The sequence below is a fragment of the Spongiimicrobium salis genome (genome assembly GCF_043678055.1).
Taxonomy (GTDB): Bacteria; Bacteroidota; Bacteroidia; order Flavobacteriales; family Flavobacteriaceae; genus Spongiimicrobium; species Spongiimicrobium salis.
In genome coordinates, this window is the sequence record NZ_JBHEQA010000001.1 from 95520 (window position 1) to 109300 (window position 13781).

At 34.4% G+C, this 13781-nt stretch carries 15 protein-coding genes; 12 read left to right on the forward strand and 3 right to left on the reverse strand.

What is annotated here, in order from left to right; genetic code table 11:
• Positions 1–162: 162 nt before the first annotated feature.
• On the forward strand, positions 163–402 hold the full coding sequence (locus tag ACEXOE_RS00400) for a ribbon-helix-helix domain-containing protein (protein WP_394746738.1): 240 nt from the start codon (positions 163–165) through the stop codon (positions 400–402).
• Positions 395–682: a type II toxin-antitoxin system RelE/ParE family toxin gene (locus ACEXOE_RS00405; protein WP_394746739.1), complete on the forward strand. Its 288-nt coding sequence runs from the start codon at positions 395–397 to the stop codon at positions 680–682. The genes ACEXOE_RS00400 and ACEXOE_RS00405 overlap by 8 nt, the downstream gene beginning before the upstream one ends.
• 97 nt (positions 683–779) lie before the next feature.
• Here ACEXOE_RS00405 and ACEXOE_RS00410 read toward each other — a convergent pair whose 3' ends face one another.
• Complete coding sequence (locus tag ACEXOE_RS00410; protein WP_394746740.1) at positions 780–1643, reverse strand: helix-turn-helix domain-containing protein; 864 nt, start codon at positions 1641–1643, stop codon at positions 780–782.
• 76 nt (positions 1644–1719) lie between these two features.
• Positions 1720–2595: a putative quinol monooxygenase gene (locus tag ACEXOE_RS23735; RefSeq protein WP_449619011.1), complete on the reverse strand. Its 876-nt coding sequence runs from the start codon at positions 2593–2595 to the stop codon at positions 1720–1722.
• A 120-nt stretch (positions 2596–2715) separates the two neighbouring features.
• Between ACEXOE_RS23735 and ACEXOE_RS00420 the strand changes: the two genes are divergently transcribed.
• The 4 genes from ACEXOE_RS00420 to ACEXOE_RS00435 all read left to right on the forward strand — a co-directional run bounded on the left by ACEXOE_RS00420 (position 2716) and on the right by ACEXOE_RS00435 (position 4900).
• Positions 2716–3420 carry a DUF6090 family protein gene (locus ACEXOE_RS00420; RefSeq protein WP_394746741.1) on the forward strand — a complete coding sequence of 235 codons (705 nt, stop codon included), beginning with the start codon at positions 2716–2718 and terminating at the stop codon, positions 3418–3420.
• A 173-nt stretch (positions 3421–3593) separates the two neighbouring features.
• Entirely contained in the window at positions 3594–4223 is a 630-nt protein-coding gene (locus ACEXOE_RS00425; RefSeq protein ID WP_394746742.1) for a DMP19 family protein, read from the forward strand.
• Between the two features lie 34 nt (positions 4224–4257).
• On the forward strand, positions 4258–4530 hold the full coding sequence (locus ACEXOE_RS00430; protein WP_394746743.1) for a CPCC family cysteine-rich protein: 273 nt from the start codon (positions 4258–4260) through the stop codon (positions 4528–4530).
• The gene (locus ACEXOE_RS00435; RefSeq protein WP_394746744.1) at positions 4523–4900 is read left to right on the forward strand and encodes a hypothetical protein; all 378 of its coding nucleotides are present in this window, start codon (positions 4523–4525) and stop codon (positions 4898–4900) included. Before ACEXOE_RS00430 ends, ACEXOE_RS00435 begins: the two co-directional genes overlap by 8 nt.
• 170 nt (positions 4901–5070) lie before the next feature.
• Here the strand turns inward: ACEXOE_RS00435 and ACEXOE_RS00440 are convergent, their stop codons facing one another.
• The gene (locus ACEXOE_RS00440; RefSeq protein ID WP_394746745.1) at positions 5071–8265 is read right to left on the reverse strand and encodes an AsmA-like C-terminal region-containing protein; all 3195 of its coding nucleotides are present in this window, start codon (positions 8263–8265) and stop codon (positions 5071–5073) included.
• A gap of 425 nt (positions 8266–8690) precedes the next feature.
• Here ACEXOE_RS00440 and ACEXOE_RS00445 point away from each other — a divergent pair, with 425 nt between their 5' ends.
• The 6 genes from ACEXOE_RS00445 to ACEXOE_RS00470 all read left to right on the forward strand — a co-directional run bounded on the left by ACEXOE_RS00445 (position 8691) and on the right by ACEXOE_RS00470 (position 13752).
• Positions 8691–9401 (forward strand): DUF1028 domain-containing protein, encoded by a 711-nt coding sequence (locus tag ACEXOE_RS00445; protein WP_394746746.1) that lies wholly within the window; start codon positions 8691–8693, stop codon positions 9399–9401.
• Between the two features lie 158 nt (positions 9402–9559).
• On the forward strand, positions 9560–10339 hold the full coding sequence (locus ACEXOE_RS00450; protein ID WP_394746747.1) for a DUF6090 family protein: 780 nt from the start codon (positions 9560–9562) through the stop codon (positions 10337–10339).
• Between the two features lie 119 nt (positions 10340–10458).
• Positions 10459–10848 (forward strand): helix-turn-helix domain-containing protein, encoded by a 390-nt coding sequence (locus tag ACEXOE_RS00455; protein ID WP_394746748.1) that lies wholly within the window; start codon positions 10459–10461, stop codon positions 10846–10848.
• 47 nt (positions 10849–10895) lie between these two features.
• Positions 10896–11291: a VOC family protein gene (locus ACEXOE_RS00460; RefSeq protein WP_394746749.1), complete on the forward strand. Its 396-nt coding sequence runs from the start codon at positions 10896–10898 to the stop codon at positions 11289–11291.
• A 435-nt stretch (positions 11292–11726) separates the two neighbouring features.
• Positions 11727–12734 carry a cell division protein ZipA C-terminal FtsZ-binding domain-containing protein gene (locus ACEXOE_RS00465; RefSeq protein ID WP_394746750.1) on the forward strand — a complete coding sequence of 336 codons (1008 nt, stop codon included), beginning with the start codon at positions 11727–11729 and terminating at the stop codon, positions 12732–12734.
• A gap of 451 nt (positions 12735–13185) precedes the next feature.
• Positions 13186–13752, forward strand: coding sequence for a helix-turn-helix domain-containing protein (locus ACEXOE_RS00470; RefSeq protein WP_394746751.1), 567 nt, complete (start codon positions 13186–13188; stop codon positions 13750–13752).
• The last annotated feature ends 29 nt before the right edge of the window (positions 13753–13781 follow it).

The following is a 13781-nucleotide window of genomic DNA, read 5'->3' on the forward strand; positions in this document are numbered from 1 at the left end:
GCTAGAGTATGCATGTACGAATCGGAAAATTCTGCCAATTTCCCTCAGACTCGTTTCCATTTTCTATCTTAGTCGCTAATCGCAACTAAACATATATAAATACGTTGGTAATAATTTGGAGGTGATTCATATTTGGTGTAATTTTACACCAAATATGAAATTATGGCTAGACAAAGCATATCCTTTACAAAACCAAATGATGAATGGCTAAAAGCCCAAGTAGAAAATAATGAATATTCAAGTAAAAGTGAATTGATAAATGACTTGATTAGACAAGCCCGAAAGCAACAAGTCCAAGTTGACTGGATTCGTGCTAAACTGGAGAAAGCTGAAAATAGTGGATTTACAAATAGCAGTAAAGAAGATATTTTAGCGCATTCAAAGTCGTTGTTAAATGAATAAATATCGATTAAGCAATGAGGCTAAAAATGACTTGATTCGAATTCATCATTACGGAATTAAAAAATTTGGAATCACTCAAGCAGATATCTACTTTCATTCATTTTTTGAATATTTCGATATTATAGCTCAAAGACCCTTTTCTTTCGAATCTGTGGATTACATAAAAAAGGGGTATCGACGTTGTGTCCGTGGAGTTGATAGTATTTATTTCAAAGTAAACGATAATACTGTGGAAATAATGGCTATTGTGGGGAGACAAGATTTAGATGGGGTTTTGTGACTTATTTAAAAGGTAAACCTATTGCCATCAAGATGTAAAACAGCATTAAAACCCTTTTTACATTAAACGTTATGTGCAATTCAATAAAATCTTACAATTAAAATTTTTCAAGTTTAGCAAAACCAACTGTCTTTCTATAATTATCTGGAGACACGCCTACTTTCTTTTTGAAAAACCTACTAAAATAAAATTCATCATCGTAACCCAGATTTGCTGCAATTTGTTTCAAAGGTTTTGAGGTTAAATAAAGTTCGCGTTTAGCTTCTATTATTATTCTATTGGAAATTAAAGAACTAGGTGTTTGCTGTAAATACTTTTTTACAATTCCCGCCAAGGTTTTTGCGCTAACACACAAAGCATCGGCATATTCTTTTGGAGAATGTAACTCGCAATAATTATTCTCGATGGAGTCTACTAAATTTTGTAATAGTTCAGATTGACTATCAGAAAATTTAGGCATTATATCTTTATCAAATTGTTTCTTCTGCCGCACTGCTTCTATTAAAAATATCTTTAAAAAAGCCACGAGAACTTCATGTTGAGCAATAGAATCTCTATCCATCTCTCTCCAAATTTGATCGATCAGATTAAAAAACAGAGCTTCTTCAGAAATTTGAAAATGTGGCAATCCCTGAAAATTGTTAAATAGAATTCCTTCTGTTTCAATTTCATTTTGATGACGATAGGTGCAAAAAAAGTCAGGGTGAAAATTTAATAACCAGCCTGAACAAGATGCTTCAGAAGAAATCATAAATGGCTGATAAGGCGACAAGCAAACCATTTGGTAATCTTGCAATTCATAATTGGAAAGATCTACACTTAACCTATAATTACTTCCATTAAGTAAAATAATGGAATAGTAATTTTTTCTCTGCAAATGATCAAATTGATCAAGATGGTCAAACTTTTCCAATCTAAAGGCTAGTTCGCCATTTTGTTTATCTACAATAATCTGAGCCATACCTGTTTATTTCTTCTTGTCTATTACCAATTAAAAAGAAAGGAGTGTAGTAAACACCCCTTTCTAAAGATATGAATTACTTCGAAGCTATAATATCTATTTTTTGAATTGCCGATGCTTCAAAACCGTCTAATAAAACAGGGGCATTTTCCATAAGTGCTGCTGCTACTTTTCCTGTTAAATGAGCATCTCTGCCTGAATCATCTACAAAGGTATCAAAGATTGCATAAGTAGTTGCATCTATTTTTATCGCATACCAAGATAAGGTCTCAGGCTCCTCACTTACTAATTGTCTCCCTATATTAAGAAAATTCTCAACATCTGTTGTCGTTGTTTCTTTAGATTTCATAGTAACAAACAAGCCTTTGTTTTGCAGCCCAGATTTATGATTAGTGGCTACTACATCTATTGTTTGAATATCTGTGCTAGGATTAAAATTCTCTAATAAATCCCCAGCATTAGCTAATAATGCCTTCGCAACTTTACCTTTTAAATGCGCTTGTCTACCTTCTTCTACTTCGAAAGTATCGTATATACCAAAGGTGTTTTCATTTATCTGAAAAGCAAACCAAGATACGGTTTGAGGTTCTTGATTGACAAATTCCAATCCACCAAGCAAGAATTTTTTAACCTCTTGCTCTTTTCCTTGTTTTGCTTTCATAATTACCAATAATCCGATAGTTTCATTTTTTGTACTGTTCATAATGTGCGTGTTTTTAGATTTTGAAAATGTTTGAATTGTAAATCCTAGCAAAAAAACCAGGAGTGCTAATTTTAATGGGACTGTAATTTTCATTTCTTCTTGTTTTTTGTTACCCTGCAAATTTGAGGCGAAGCAAGTGACCATGGAATGGACGTTTAATACTATAGCATGGACAATTTTCAAAAAAGTATTACTATTGAATCCCGTATGCACAGAACAACCTATATAAAAAATAGCTGCTTCGCCCAACCCCTATGGTTTTGGGCTTTTTTATTATCTTTCCTCTAACTGAAGGGTGTTGCAAATGAAGTTTGCCACTTTTCATATACAAACCGTTGTGCTCCATTACGACCAATAATGCTATAACCGATGAAGATTTTTAGAAAAACTCGACAAAATTTGCTTTCCATAGGAAAGCTTAACAAGTATTTTAAGTACGCCGTTGGAGAGATTTTATTAGTGGTACTAGGGATACTAATTGCCGTTAAGATCAACAATTGGAATATTGCCTTTCAAAATGAAGAAAAGGAGATACTCTATCTCACCAGACTTACCACAAATTTAGGCTCTGACAAAAGACTTTATGAGTCGATTATGAGTAAAGACAGTTTACTTATAGCTACCCTAAATGAGGTAAAAATGAACTTATCAAATTATGCTATGTCCATGACTGGCAGTGTTAGCGATTTCGACTTTTTAACTACAGGATATAAGTTTAGTTCCAATACCACGGTGATCGATAATCTTGTATCATCAGGGCAAATAGAATTATTGAGAAGCAATTATCTCGTAGAAGACATTTTAGTGTACTACAGACAAACAAAACTTTTTGAAACAACAATCGATGCCGCAATACTAGCTCAAAACAAGGAAACCATTAATAACTTGATATTAAAATTTAGCGCAAAGAATAAAACGGATACGGATTATCTAGAGCTGCTTCAGAATTATATCAATTTTAGAATCCACTTAATTGAAAAACAAATCAAAAGTTATAATTTTCAAAAAAAACGCGTAGAAAAATTAATAGATAAAGTGAATGAGGAAATTGTTTTAATTGAAACTGTGTACTAGAAAATAAACTTAGGATGGCTATAATTCCGTGCTAACACCCTTCCAAAAAGAATATTTACTACTTTTAATAAAAAGACAACACCAAAAGGAATGATTTCGTCTTTCGCTCACCAAGCCGCCAAAAATGCACCGAAATCATAGCCGATACCCTTAGTCACAATGCAAACCAACTAATGAGTCAAAAGATAATTACAATTATGATTTTATCCTCTATATTAGGTTTTTTTGGATGTAAAAAGCAATCTGAAAAATCTAAAGAAGAAACAGAAATGGATGCGATTTTAGATGACTGGAATAATCGAAAAATTTATAAGGTCCTGACACCTAAGATTATTAATAGTATACCCGATGAGAATCTTGAACAAGCTATTTTTGACAATATTTATGAAAACATAAAAAATGACTTTGATAGTGAATTTCAGAATATAAAAAAACTATCTAAAAGGCAACAATCATTTTGGTCTACTTGGGTATTAGAAGGGGAAGTTAATAATGGCGGATTTAATCAATTTTACTTTAATTCCAGTGGTCAATTCGCAAAAATGGCAGAAACTGGATTTAAAACATTTGGAGCTGAAAAATATGCTGAGTTAACTCAACGTGCAAATAAAATTTATGCTGAAAATAAAAAGAGATTAGCAGAGTTTGATGATGGAAGTTTAGATAGTTTTAGTGAATCCTATAAAGACAATTCATTAAATAAACTTGATGATGAATTTTATGACTTAGGAGATGAGGAAAATATAGGTGAATTACGAATTAAATATATTCGAGAACACCTAACTGAGTTCGTAAAAAAATAAGGCAAAGTGGCTAACGATGTATAAGAAAACGGACATGAAAATTGAACTAGACGAATATTGCCCGAGTTGTGATTACAATACTTTCAAAAAAAGTGAAAGATTGCAATATTCAATTTGTCCAATCTGTTTTTGGGAAGATGATCCAATTCAATTTGAAGAACCTGATTGCAAAAGTGGAGCAAATAGGGTTTCTTTAATTCAAGCAAGAAAGAACTTTATTGAATTTGGTTCTTGTGAAAAAGATATGATTAAGAATTGCCGAAAACCGAATAAAAAAGATATTAAAAAACCATTAGTGAATGGATGAAAGAGCTTTCAAAACGTTGACTGAATACTTAGAAAGAGTTCCAGCAATAAATTCACCAATAGCAACAGGAAGTGATGAAGAAGGACTTTGGTGGATTAAATTCCAAATAGATATTCACAATGAATATGCTTGGAGTGTAGTTCAAGAATTGGGTTGTGTAGTGAATTACTTATCAATAAATGAAAGGTTGCCGACAGTTTTTTATCCAGTTTCTCCTGCACCATACATGAATGGCGGACCAAGAGATTTTCTTTCTTGGGTAATAGAAACCAAGGACAAAGAATTCAAACCGGGGACATTGAAAAAATGGTTAGAAGGAAGATTGCCAAATCCGCTAGATGATGTAGAGCAATGGAATTTGGATGAATAATAAAGATAAAATAAAACGGGTTACAACACGGCACATAACAAATAGGACGTTCGGTGAAATACGAAGGTTCAGTACTATTTAAGAACGTAATCAAATTGCTGATTTGGTTATTAAATGGAAATTAATAGTCCGTTGGACAAGCACTCAAGTGTTTCGATCGTGGACTGCTATTACCTTCCTTTTTTCTTGCCCAAAGAAACCTTATAGTCATCTATGTTTCCCCTAACCTTTAGATTGAGATACTTTATTTTTTTGCTGGGATCCACTTCTACGATTTCATCCTCTTGCTCCTCACTAAGGACCTCATTTTTCTTCTTTCCAAATAATTTATGCCAGGCCGCTTTTCGTACCGTTTTCCAGGGAATACGCAAATAATAATCAATGTTTTGATCTTTATCGTGCGTCCCGGATAATTCCATATGCCCTAAAGTGGATTCGATCGTCATTGCCGGAATATTAATCTTTCCTTTCTCTATATTCAAGCTATTTTGCAGGGTATCAAACTTAATGTTCTTCAGGTTTTTATCGCCCATATAATCTGAAAGGGCCAACATGGGGTTGTAGTTTTTTAGTCTTCCATTCAATATTTTTACATCCATTTCTAGGGTAGACTGGTCCAAATCTGGCACTAAATCTGGGTATACTCTAATTTTCCCTTTAATACTAGAAGTAATTTTCCCTTGCAAATTTTCTGAAACGAGGTGGTCTTGCCCAAAATTTTCAAATTTGAACAGTAATTTATCCAAATCAACATTGGTCATGACCAAATCTGGCTGCATATAGATATGTTTTGGATCGCTCCCATTGAAATATCCATTTAATCGAATATTCCCCCCTGCAGCATCCATCTGTAATGTATCTACATAAATGTAATGACCGGGTGTTGTTCTTAGATCCGCTTTGATGTTTTGAAGATCTATTCTATGGTATATAAAATGAGCGATATCTGCCTTGAATTGCATATCCGTAAAGGGCAACTCATATACATTAAAAGCATCTGCATGTGCTTTTACATCTGCAGTTTTTGAAGCTACACTTTCTGTCGATTTTGGGGCATTTAGATCAAAATTAAAAAGCGCGTCAAAGTCGATATAATTTGCCTTTAATTGGAAATAATTATCTCTTTTTCTTATTTGTGGATCTTCTCCCAAATAGTAATTCAAATCGAAATTAAAATTGGTGGCCCCAATTTCCCCATGGAAGTCATTTATGACCAAGTGTTCCTCTTCATAATGTATGTTTCCTTTAAAGTGATCAAAGCGAAGCGGATGCAATTTCATCTTTGTATCCAATTTGTCCAACGTCAAATCAATGGAATGTAAGACCGAATCTTTATAATGCATACTGGACGTAAAATGCAGTGCCAAATCATCAAAAGTTTCATGTCGGTATTCTTTTGGAACATAATTTTCCCCCTTGTACGAGAAGACATCTTCCAGTCTCAAGGTATTGGAAGTAAGATTGATATCTAAATTGACATCCCCATTAAGCTGGGGTTGCATCCAAAAGGCATACTCATATATCCGTCCATCAAAATGAAAATCACTATCATCCACAAAACCTGTAAAATCTACGATTTCCAAATCGTTGTCATCGATCAATATATCGGCATGAAAATCATGTAGTTTATGCGGATAATGTTTTAAGTCTGCATACAAGCTATCGATAAAGAATTCTCCTTTGGGGAGATATTGAGATGCCGTAAAATCTTTCGCAGAAGTCTTAAAAGAAAGTCCCAAACTCAGGTCTTTTATTTGTTCATCGACTCCGATTTGGACAGTATCCTGTTTTGAAAAACCTGTTAATTGCGCCAGATCCAAATTCTTGGAGGCAATATCCAAATGGGCTTCTACAGGGATATTGGTATGATGCACAATTGCAGGTAAGTCCGAAAGATATCCTTTAAGGGATAGGTCCGAATTTCCCATCAACAATTCAAATTGGTTTAGGGTCGCTTCCGTGCCATTCATTACTAAATGTGCATTCAGATCATGCAACGGAGCAGGGAGTTCTTTTGCGACTAAACTCAGGTCTTTTACGAGCAATTCTGCAAAGTAGGCTTGATTGAATTTTTGTAATACCATTTCGGGTTTCCCAATATCAATGATATCGTGAAAGTTCATTTTGAGCGAAACTTGTCCAGAAGCCTCTTGTACCTGCTCCAATTCACAAAAATCCGCTATAAAACCCAGATTGAAATTCGAGTCTATCCTCATATCCACTTCTGGGGATTCAAAATTCTTTACAAAAAGGGCCCCTTTAAATTCTCCTTCTTCCAAAGAGGCCGTCATATTGGTCAGAGAAAATTCCATGGTACTTGCATTCCTGTTTTTTCCATTGGTAAAATGACCGTTGAAGCCCATATTATCGATCTTCTTTCCTCTATTTGTATTTTCCAAAAAGGCCTTTCCAGCTCCAAAATCAGCCTTGATAAAGGGTCTATTTCCTTTGTTTGCAGGTCCTTGAATACGTGCATTAAAATAAATTTCGCCTGCATTTTTGTATTTCTCCAATACGGGTATTACATCGGTTGGAGCAAAAGCAAAGAGCATATCAAAATTGGGCTTTGTTCCCTTTATAAAAAGATCTAGATCAACATCATTTTTTATATCTATACTCCCTTCCAATTCAAAATCCCCATTTTCCATTTGAATACCTGAAGGTTGTATCTCAAGAATGCCCGTGTCTTCATTAAATACCATATCCGTATGCACTTCAAAATGTTTTTTATGGATAAAGGTGGTATCGCCATCTTTGATGACATTCAACTCAAAATTGGTATCTATATGGCCCGCAATGATACTATCTTTCCGGTTAAAACCCCCTGTTCCCTCATAGATGAATTTTTCAACATCGGTATTCGTGGCTTCATCCAAAGTATGAACATCTAGATTTTTGAATTGAATCTTTTTTAAATGAATGTTGGTGGAAGGTGTTTCTGTTTCAGAGGTACTCGCTAGCGAATTTTGAATATTGGTGGTATTATTTTCATGGATTACAAGATTGAAAACGCCCTCCTCCACAAGTAAAGATTGAATATCGTAATTTCCTTTTACCATATCCCAAAGGTTAAAACCTACGTATATATCTTCCACTTGCATGATGATGGGGGCATTGTCCTTTTTTGTTTCCAAGATTTGCACATCATACACCTTTATGGAGATATAGGGGAAGTTGTCAAAAAGGGACAATTCACTTTCACCAATGCTAATAAGGCCCTTATGTTCCTTATTTAGTTTTGAAATCTCCTCTTTAATAATTTCAGATTGGTTGCTCTGAATATATAGTATTCCCCCTCCTACCAGCAAAATTGGCACTAGGATCAGTACTACTAAAATTCGTTTCCAGAATTTTTTAATCTTCAAGGCAACTGTTTTTAAGGTTCAGAAAGGGGTTTCCTCTTTAAAGTAACGTAGGAGTATGAGGAATTCTTATTTTAGCATGCCATTTAGTTTTCATCCAAGGGAGCATCCCCGTTGCTTAAGAAGGTTTTTGCGTTAAACTAAGTTTCGGCAATCGATCATTATGCTGCTTTTTTTGTTCCTGTACTTCAATTCCAGATTCAGTTGAGTTTAACTATCCAATTCGTATTTGATGCTTCTTCAGAAATGCTATGAATATCCGAAGGGTTCCCATTAAAGAATGGATCCTAAGACTTAAAATTTCGACACACGGAACATCTCTAACAACTCAATTTATACGCCATAAACGGCAATTCCATATTCAAAATATGATCAGAGTGTAACAAAACTAAATTTGTTTGGTCTTTAAACAAATAACTATACTACCTATGGAAAAGAAAGCTATCTCACTATTCATCCTATTCTTTGTACTTTTTTCAACACATTCCTATGCTACTTGGTCTATAATTGCTGTGGATCGTAAAACCGGTGAGATTGGAATTGTAGGTGCTTCCTGCACTTTTGATGTGTCCGGAATTGCGTCCATTGAACCAGGAAAAGGGGCCATTGTAGTACAAGCATCAAGTAATTATTTTGCCCGTATGAGAGGCGTTTCGCTTATGGAAAATAATGCTTCTGCCCAAGAAATCTTAGCTGCCATGAAGGCAAAACGTTTTGAACCAGAACAACAGCAATATGGGGTAGTGTTATTGAAAGAAGGGACAAGGCCGCTGGTATATTCTGGTACTGAAATTGCGGATTGGAACGGCGAAATGATCGACGAAGATTTTGCAGTAATGGGCAATATACTTTTTGGGGAGCAAGTGGTTAAAAAAGCCTATGATGCCTTTAATCAAAATAGGGATAAATCTTTGGCCGAGCGGTTGATGCTGGCACTCAAAGCCGGAGAAGAAGCTGGAGGGGATAAAAGATGTGGCACACAATATGCAAGATCAGCCTTTATCATGGTGTACAAACCCAAAGATGGTGCTATTTTAAAACTAGCGATACAAGGAATAGAAGAGGGTGGAAAACCTGCGGTAACTTTACTACATAAAAAATTTGAATTTTGGCGTAAAGAGGAAAAAGACAAAAAATAACGACCACTAACAAGGTGCATACGTCATAGCGGTTTGAGTGTTCACTTAGACCGCTTTTCTTTTTTATTATGTATATTACCAATAGAAAAATAGTTTCTTAATTCCGCTATTGTTCAAACACTAGACTGTTGTGCTTCATCATAACCAACCATTAACCAATGATTAAATTCTTTAGAAAAATCAGACAGAACCTGCTTTCAGAAGGAAAAACTGGAACGTATCTTAAATATGCTATTGGAGAGATTGTACTTGTCGTGATTGGAATTTTAATTGCACTTCAAATTAATAACTGGAAAGAAAACAGCAAAGAAAAAGATTTAGAACAAAGTTATTATTGCCTCCTACTGGATGACATTAAACAAGATAAACTACAAGTCAATACCTTAAAAAAATTGGTGTCTGAAAGAATTACATATTCAAATAAGGCCATTTCTGAAATTCAGAAAGAAAATTCAGATGCCACAGAGGTCGGAGTGAATTATAGACTTTCTATTCGATTAGGGAGCCGAACATTTCAGCCTAATGATGCTACTTTCCAAGATATTAAATCGAGTGGAAACCTTGGAATTATTAGTGATAAGATTTTGCTAAAGAGGTTAAACAGCTATTTTAGAAATGTTGATGGGTATAGCGCAACAATTCTCACAAATGCCAATTTTGACTTTGAAAAAGTGTCTAGCTTTAAAAGTTTATTTGACATCGGCTTATTTAACTCCAATGATTATTTTTATAATACGATATTCACAAAAGAAATACGAGCTAACATCCAAAAAGACCTTCCGCAATACATTCCTAAGCATATAAAGCCTGAACTATATAGTACTGTGGTAATGGTAGGCCTGAACAATCAAAGACGCCTTGAATTATTAAAGCTTATAGAAAATGAAATTGACAAAGTATATAAAATTATAGCCAAAAAGTGTACTTCAAATACATAACGAAAGCACATAATTGCTATCATTCATTGCTGCGGCATGTTGCTAAGGAACTATTACACAAGGAACCCTATACAAAACCATTGTCCACAATTTTAACCAAGATGCTGAATTACGTATAAATGACATTCTACGAAGAAAAACTAAGACATCTTAAAAATAGCTGTTATTCCAATGATAAACAGATTGAAGTTATTATAGAAACACGTCATTTCATTGATACTAATTTTGATAAAAACCTGAAATTAGATTTTTTATCCCATACAAGATTTGTTTCTAAATTTCATTTACAACGCCTGTTCAAAAGATATTATGGGCAGACACCGCGACAATACTTAATCGATAAACGGATTGAGAAATCGAAAGAGAATTTAAAAAAAGGAATGACGGTTACAGAAACTTGTTTTGCTGTTGGTTTTGGAAGTCTAGGTTCATTCAGCACATTATTCAAAACAAGAACAGGAAAATCTCCAAGCCAATTTCAAAAAGAGCAAGTTTCGAGAAGCAAATAAGGTTCAGATTTCCAAACTTTGGAAAATGAATAAAAAATTAAACAAAAATGAAAGTAACACTTATTAGCATACCGGTTAGAGATCAAGAAAAAGCTTCAAAATTTTATACCGAAAAATTAGGTTTTATCATAAAAAAAGACGCTCCATTGGGGGATGGAAATAGATGGCTGACCCTGGTTTCACCCGAATGGCAAGATGGACCGGAACTATTATTGGAACCTGCGCCAAACCATTTTGAACCTTGTAAAGTTTTCCAAGACGCTTTGATGGAAGCCGGAATTCCCTATACGCAATTTGATGTTGACAATGTTGATGCGGAATATGAACGACTCGTCAAACTTCAGGTGGACTTTAGTGTAAAACCAACGGAAATGGGAACAGTGAAATTTGCTGTTTTCAATGACACCTGCGGGAATAACATTCAAATTGTAGAGACCTTGTAAAAGAAAAACAGCGACTATATGGTATAGCAGTGGAATTACCCCTGTTTAACTTCCTACCATGTTATGATGGTCTGTTATCTGGGAATCGTCCTTACGAACCGTTCTGTAACGAAACCGTAACCTACCCCTTTATAAGGCATACCACCCATAAACTCTTGGGAACGGCCAAACCGATATAGCCCTAAGGACGTGTCGGCCACTCCCCTTTTTTCCCTTCAATTCCACTACTACAACAACTTTTTGCCGGAGCCCGTCCGGTCTTTTTTCAAACCAAAGGTTTTGTTATCTTAGTTCTGCACATAAAAGATATATAGATCATACAATCTATATTCCCATGTTGGCATTCATTTCTAGGACCAAAATAATATGAGAAAATTAAGTGTAGCAATATTGATGATTTGGACTTCAATAAGTTGCAATTCACAAACGAAAAGAATGGAATCAGATTATACCATTTCAACTGCAGGTGAGAGTGATGAACGAGCAAAACAAGTTTTGTCATTTAAAGGTAAGGAGGACAAAAGTGATATTCTAGAACTTAATATTAGACTTCCGAATTTACCTGAAAAGCCTGACTCGATTAAGTACTTTGCCAATAAGAAATATGATTGGATAATTACAATTGAAGCAAGCCCCGCCAACTTGTTTCATAAAGACTCGATTAAAAAATATATAAACAAGGACTGGCGGAAACAGCTAATGTATCCTACCGTTTATTGTCTTCCCGAAAAAAGCAACAATTGGACCTATTTATTCGCTGCAAACAATGAGGATGAAACATTTAAGAAGATTGCCTTGACCTGGAAACTATATGACCCTATAGAGGATCCTCCGACAATATATAACGAAAAGACACTTTCAGAAATTAACAAGGCCGTCAAAAAGAAAATAAAAGAAATAAAAGCAGATAAAATAGAGTACAACTATTCAATTCAAGAGGCTTCTTCGGTTTCAAATGGATTATCTGATTTTGTAACTGAAAATAACCAATGGGCCATTATAGTTCTTAAAGCGGACAAGAAATTTGAAGGTAAAGAAATTTGGGATGTAATGATGTCTCTTGGTTTAAGGTGGGGTGATATGGATTTATTTCACTGGAGCAATACCGACTTTGAAGTTGGAGACGACCAATTTTTAAGCGTTTGGACAAGTACAGAACCAGGGTATTTTTTTCCTGAAGAAATTGCAGCTGGCAATGTTAAAACTGAGGATTTAATTTTTGGATTTTCTATACCACGTTCAATTGCACCACAGAAAGTCTTTAAAGTAATGTGCGAAGTGACGGAGTATGCTCAAAAACGATTAGGAGGGCAAATATTAGATGGAAATGGCAATAAACTTAACAAAAAAATGGAGTTAGATAGAATTGATCTAATTCTTAAAAATTTGGGTAAAGAATCAATCAATAGTGGAATTGGAGATGCATTATATTTATTCCAATAAAAAACGATATAATTGCTGATGCGTCTTGTTTGATTAAGTGATATTTTAAAGGACATCGACGTATCATTAAAACAAGAAACTTTTACTTATCATAATGATGATGTGAAGAAAATGCGTAGGGTCAACATTAAGGAAAAACCAATTTCAACAATAGTAGAAAAAGTAACACTTTTTGAAAAGATTGGAATATATATTTCCGATGAAAATCGCAAATTGATGAATGAACCTATGGACAAGATGTATGGTCAATAGGGTATTTACAGATAAAACAAAAGTTTTATTCCTAGATTAGGCAACGCGTAAAAAGAGTTTTGACGTTTAACAGAAAGAAAAATTAAAAGTAAAAACGTTTGTTTTGGCGTAGTGGCAAATCGAAAGTGAAGTGCTTCAAACCTGCCCTTCTGTCTATACACAAAACGTTGGCATCCATTTCCAAAGCTTCCATATAAAAATGAAAGAACTTAATACGCTAAAAGAATATAGAAAAGCAAGGAATTATACCCAAGAAGAATTGGCCAAACAATCTGGGATATCCATTAGAACTATTCAACGTATTGAAAAAGGCTTGACCAAAGGAAGTCCCCATACCCTACGAGCATTAGCAAAAACACTTCATATTGAAAGTACGGATATCTTAATTTCAAATGAAGAGAACGTTAGGGTTCATGATGATTTTCATAAAGTAAAACTTATGAATTTTAGTATACTCTCCGTATTGCTCATCCCTTTTTGCAATATTATTCTTCCGACCCTTATTTTTCTCGCCAACAAATCAAATAAACATGTAAACAGCATCGGCAGAAGAATACTTAGCATTCAAATATTAAGTACTTTTCTTTTATCTGGTCTCGCTATTAGCCTCTTTTTTATTATTGGCCGAGGAAATGGCGCTATTCCCAAACCCGTCCCAATTATTTACTTTATATATACATCGGTAAACATCATCATTGTAATTCATACTTCCATTGCAATAGATAAGAAAAAACAAATCTTAAAATTCTTTCCAGACTTGATATGACCGCGTCATTGTCATAAAAATGTCATAAA

Bases quoted from the DNA above. Each gene is read 5' to 3' on its own strand.
- ACEXOE_RS00455 (WP_394746748.1), top strand. From the start codon at position 10,459: ATGACATTCTACGAAGAAAAACTAAGACATCTTAAAAATAGCTGTTAT.
- ACEXOE_RS00400 (WP_394746738.1), top strand. From the start codon at position 163: ATGGCTAGACAAAGCATATCCTTTACAAAACCAAATGATGAATGGCTA.
- ACEXOE_RS00465 (WP_394746750.1), top strand. From the start codon at position 11,727: ATGGAATCAGATTATACCATTTCAACTGCAGGTGAGAGTGATGAACGA.
- ACEXOE_RS00410 (WP_394746740.1), bottom strand. From the start codon at position 1,643: ATGGCTCAGATTATTGTAGATAAACAAAATGGCGAACTAGCCTTTAGA.
- ACEXOE_RS00430 (WP_394746743.1), top strand. From the start codon at position 4,258: ATGAAAATTGAACTAGACGAATATTGCCCGAGTTGTGATTACAATACT.
- ACEXOE_RS00445 (WP_394746746.1), top strand. From the start codon at position 8,691: ATGGAAAAGAAAGCTATCTCACTATTCATCCTATTCTTTGTACTTTTT.
- ACEXOE_RS00420 (WP_394746741.1), top strand. From the start codon at position 2,716: ATGAAGATTTTTAGAAAAACTCGACAAAATTTGCTTTCCATAGGAAAG.
- ACEXOE_RS00460 (WP_394746749.1), top strand. From the start codon at position 10,896: ATGAAAGTAACACTTATTAGCATACCGGTTAGAGATCAAGAAAAAGCT.
- ACEXOE_RS00405 (WP_394746739.1), top strand. From the start codon at position 395: ATGAATAAATATCGATTAAGCAATGAGGCTAAAAATGACTTGATTCGA.
- ACEXOE_RS00450 (WP_394746747.1), top strand. From the start codon at position 9,560: ATGATTAAATTCTTTAGAAAAATCAGACAGAACCTGCTTTCAGAAGGA.
- ACEXOE_RS00425 (WP_394746742.1), top strand. From the start codon at position 3,594: ATGAGTCAAAAGATAATTACAATTATGATTTTATCCTCTATATTAGGT.
- ACEXOE_RS00435 (WP_394746744.1), top strand. From the start codon at position 4,523: ATGGATGAAAGAGCTTTCAAAACGTTGACTGAATACTTAGAAAGAGTT.
- ACEXOE_RS00470 (WP_394746751.1), top strand. From the start codon at position 13,186: ATGAAAGAACTTAATACGCTAAAAGAATATAGAAAAGCAAGGAATTAT.